Genomic DNA, 4,784 nt, shown 5'->3' with positions numbered 1-4,784 from the left:
CGACGGCTGCTTCTCCTTCCCCCTCCTCACAATGATTATCATTCTTGTATTTGGTGATTTTATTGCTTGGAAGTCCCTAAGGTGAGTAGCACTGGGAAAATAGTGGTAAACCAGCCAACTGTTCGCGATAAGTTGATATTGTCAGTTATAGATTCTCTTCCATGTCCCTCTAAATCTATTAGCACCAAGCTGCTTCCGATCCATTGAGCAAAAGCTTGTACTAATGCTGTCAACAGTACATCGTTGATTTGGGTGTGATAAACAGCTGGCACATCCTGCAATAATGCTTGAGTTTCTTCAATGCTAAGAGAGACTAATACACTACGACTCAATGCCACCGTGTTAGCACCGTCAGGATCGTCTACAGGTAGAGGTGAAATGGACTGATGGGATGTTTGTAACCAATAGCGTAACTCTTGCTGAAGTTGAACTGTCTGAGCATACTCCTGAAGAAAATTAGACCACTGCTTGAAGGAAGTTGTTTTTGCGGGTAGCTTAACTTTTTCTCCCTGACTGAGCTGCTGATACACTTGCTGAAAATCTTCCAGCAAAATTCGCCAAGAAATACCATCCACCGCTAGATGATGAATTACCCACAGCAGGCGTTGTGGCTGGTTGTCACCGAAATTAAACCGCACCATACCCATGAGCAAACCTTCTGTGATATTCAGGCTCGTCTGTAGTTGAGTAGCAGAGGTTTCAAAGGCGATCGCTTGTTGCGTGACTGACAATGCTGATAAGTCTGCATAGGAACAAGGTATGGCTTTAAGTTCATCCACTCCCGCGTTCATTTGCTGCCAACCTGATTCTTCAGGGACAAACCTCAAGCGTAGGGCATCATGGTGCGATCGCAATTGCTGTATTGTTTGCTCCAGTATATCTGGGGCAATTTCTGATGCTACTTCCAGTAGTAATGCCTGGTTCCAGTGATGTGAATTGCCTAACTTTTGCTCAAAGAACCAGTGCTGAATTGGCGTTAGAGGGAATGAACCTGTTACAGCATCTTGTTCAGCCTTTATAGTTAAAATAGTACCAGCTATTTCAGCCAATCCAGCAATAGTTGGGTTCTCAAATAACTGCTTCGGGGTTAGTTGTAAACCTGCTTGGTTGAGTCTGGCGATGATTTGAATACTAATAATCGAATCTCCACCCAGTTCAAAGAAGTTGTCATAAATTCCTACCTGCTCAAGTTCCAACACCCCAGACCAAATCTTCGCGATCGCTTCTTCAATCGGATTGCGAGGAGTGACAAATTTTCCGGCTAACTCTGGTTTAACACTCTCAGGATTAGGCAATGCTTGACGGTCTACTTTGCCGTTGGGGGTTAGAGGCAATGCTTTGATCTGCACAAAAGCAGCCGGTAGCATATATTCCGGCAGTTTCTCTTTGAGGAAGTTCCGCAGGTCGCTAACCGCAGATTCCGATTGCTGATTTGAGACAAAATAAGCGATCAGACGCTTGTTACCCAAATTGTCTGGCCGTGCTAATACAATGCTTTCTTGGATGGCAGGATGCTGTCTTAATACAGACTCAATCTCGGCAAGTTCGATGCGGAAGCCACGAATTTTAACTTGGTCGTCGATTCGTCCCAAGAATGCAATGTTGCCATTGGGGAGATAACGAGCTAAATCTCCAGTCTTGTAGAGGCGAGAGTACTTCGTACACGCTTTGCGATCGCAATTGTCTTCTTTGGCTTCTTTGCTTCTTTGGAAGGGGTTGGAAATAAACCGCTCGTTCGTCAGTTCTGGGTGGTTAAGATAGCCCCGCGCTAAACTATCTCCGCCAATATAAAGTTCTCCAGCCACTCCCACAGGTACGGGTTGCAGATAATTGTCCAGAATGTAGACCTGAGTATTTGTGAGTGGACGACCGATAGGCACATAATCAGATTTATCCCCCATTGGCTCACCTTCAAACATGAAGGTTAAAACCCCCACAGTTGCTTCTGATGGGCCATAGTGATTGAAGATTTGACACTCTGGTGCGTATTGCTGGAGTTTTACGGCTAAATTCCAATTTAGCGCCTCCCCACCTAGTATCAAGCACTTTTTCGGTAGGATTTTTTCAGGTTGGGACGCACTTAATAAAGCATCTAAGTGAGATGGAACAATTTTAAGACAGTCGATAGGATGGCGATCGCTATAATCTGCTAAAGCCTCTGGACTAGTTGCCCGTTCCTGGGAGATGACGTGAAGACATCCCCCTGTACATAAAGCCGGAAATATCGCTGTATTACCTAAATCAGCAGCAAAGGTAGAAACGGTTGCAAAGCTAGCATTCGCAGGCAAATCTAATTTCTCTTGAATACTATATAAATAGTTGAGGAGTTGCTGATGCTCAACAGCCACACCCTTAGGCTTGCCGGTAGAGCCGGAAGTGTAAACTACATAAACCAAGTTTTCTGGAGTTGCAACTTTTTGCAAATTCTCATCTGATTGTTGATCGATTACCCCCCAATCGGTGTCTAGACAGATTATTGGTGCTTGTGTTTTAGAGAACAGTTGAGTTAAGTGCTGTTGGGTCAAAATTAGGGAGGAATCAGCATCTTGCAACATGAAAGCTAGACGCTCAGATGGGAGTAAAGGGTCTAAAGCAAGATAGGCTCCACCCGCTTTCAAAATTCCCAAAAGACCAACGATCGTTTCCAGGGAGCGCTCAACGCACAGTGCCACAATTGTTTCACAACCAACGCCTACGGTTTGTAGATGGCGGGCAAGTTGATTGGCACGGCTATTAAGCTGGGCATAACTCAATTGCTGGTTTTCATAAACAACAGCGATTTGCTCTGGATAACGCTCTACCTGCTGTTCAAATAGCTCGTGGATGCATTGATGTTGGAAGTGATTGGTTTCGGTTTTGTTAAATTCAAATAGTAGTTGCTGGCGCTGATCTGGGCTGAGGATGTTTAGTTGGGCGATCTTGTTTGTGGGATTATTAATTGCACTAGCTAACACAGAGTTGAATTGTGCTGCCAAGCAATCCATATCTTGGCGAGTAAATAAGTTGGCATCATAGTGTAACTCTGCTGTTAGAGAATCATCCCCGTGCAAACAGGATAGTTTTACTTGGAATCGCTCAATACAACCGTACTGCTTGTGAATAGAAAATGTGACATTATCAGCCAAATACTTAGTAGGCTGCAATCCAAAATCAAAAGCAAATGGGAAAAATGACAATTCTTGACTCTTCCCATTACTAGAGACAATTTCTTCCCAACTAAAAGTCTCTTGCCATTGATAAACATCGCTAATCTTTTGCTCAATTTGTGGCAATATTTCCGCAAATGTCGCATTTTCATCGAAATCAGCGGCAACAGGGAGATATTTAGCCAGTAATCCAATTGCTGGCTTTAATTCTTCATAATTTCTGCCGTCACAGCAAATTGCGATCGCCATCTCCGACTTGTCGAGCAAACGCCAAATTAATATCTGCCAGCAAGCCATTAAGACTGTCGCCACACTCACAGCATTTGTCTTTGCTAGTGCTTGAATCGGATCTAATATATCTGGATGGAAATGAATATCAATAAATTGGGGTTGAAAGCCGATGTTGGCGGGCAGGGATTTTTCTCTAGGTAGCTTTCCTTTCAACAAATTTGAGACATTTTGTTTTTGCCAATACTCTCTAGCATTTACCGCATCTTCTCCTTCAAATAATTCAATCTGCCATGCGGAAATATCTGCATATTGCAAAGGTTCATTTGCTAACTCTTGTTGATACAAACAAGCAGCGTAAGTATAACTTATTTCTCCAACCAAATTATTAATTGATATGATATCGGCACAAAAAGATGGCAGACCCAGCATTAAAATATTTTTAATGGGACAGAAACTAATTAAACTTATCTCTAAAACACTACCATTCTGCCAATCAAAATTTATCTGTTTATATAGCTGAAATAAATTAGCAATTTCACTTTGTTGTTTTTCTGACTCTAAATCGTGAAAATTAGAGTAATTAATAGATGCCGATCTATTCTCATGGATAACCTGTAAAGGAATGTTCATTTCCTTTAATGCCTGCAAGTTAGTTCGGAGAATTTCGTATCTATCAACAACTTTTTGTAAGGCAACTTCGAGAATTGAATATTTGATATTTCCTTCAATTAAGACTGCACACTGAACGCGATAGGCTTGGCGATCGCCTTCTTGTGCCAAGAGCCATAAACGCTTTTGTTGAGGTGAAATTTGGAACCCTTCTATAGTAGAATTTTGCATATTTCCCATCCATCACTAATTTTTATGACGCACAATAAGGCTCTGCCATCCCTACAAGGACTTTTCTATCTCCAATAAACGGCTTACGTCCATGAGCAGCTAGCATATTGTCGAGCATTAAAATATCTCCTTCCTGCCAGGAGAACGTTACTGATTCTTGTTGATATATTTGATTAATTTCTTCGATTACTGATGTTTCAATTTTAGAACCATCACCATATAAAGCGTTGCGTGGCAAGTCTTCTTCTTTTAGCACCGAAAGTAGAGAGTTGCGGACTTCTGTTTTTAAGTTGGAAATATGAAACAAATGTGCTTGGTTGAACCACACCATTTCACCAGTTCGCGGATGAGTAGCAATAGCTTGACAGACTTGACGTGTTTTGAGATTAGTTTCATCTTGCCACTCAAACTCGATATTAGCATGACGACAATAACTTTCTACCTCAAGTTTTTTAGTGGTTTGAAAGACATTTTGCCACTGTAAATCAAGTAGACATCTCCGAAAACTATCAAAGCTTTGCTGTGGCTAGCTTATAAGACATAAATACAAGTATCAAAAACTAGCTA

2 protein-coding genes are annotated in these 4,784 nt (G+C 41.8%); both read right to left on the bottom strand.

The genetic code is table 11. The features are described 5' to 3' along the window. Positions 1–59: 59 nt before the first annotated feature. Positions 60–4,217 carry a non-ribosomal peptide synthetase gene (locus CDG77_RS33440; protein WP_190234143.1) on the bottom strand — a complete coding sequence of 1,386 codons (4,158 nt, stop codon included), beginning with the start codon at positions 4,215–4,217 and terminating at the stop codon, positions 60–62. 22 nt (positions 4,218–4,239) lie between these two features. Continuing rightward, entirely contained in the window at positions 4,240–4,632 is a 393-nt protein-coding gene (locus tag CDG77_RS33435; RefSeq protein ID WP_094333460.1) for a TauD/TfdA family dioxygenase, read from the bottom strand. Positions 4,633–4,784: the final 152 nt, after the last annotated feature.

Origin of the sequence: Nostoc sp. 'Peltigera membranacea cyanobiont' 213, from assembly GCF_002245975.1 — a bacterium.
Lineage (GTDB): Bacteria > Cyanobacteriota > Cyanobacteriia > Cyanobacteriales > Nostocaceae > Nostoc.
This window is presented reverse-complemented; position numbering and strand designations above follow the sequence as displayed.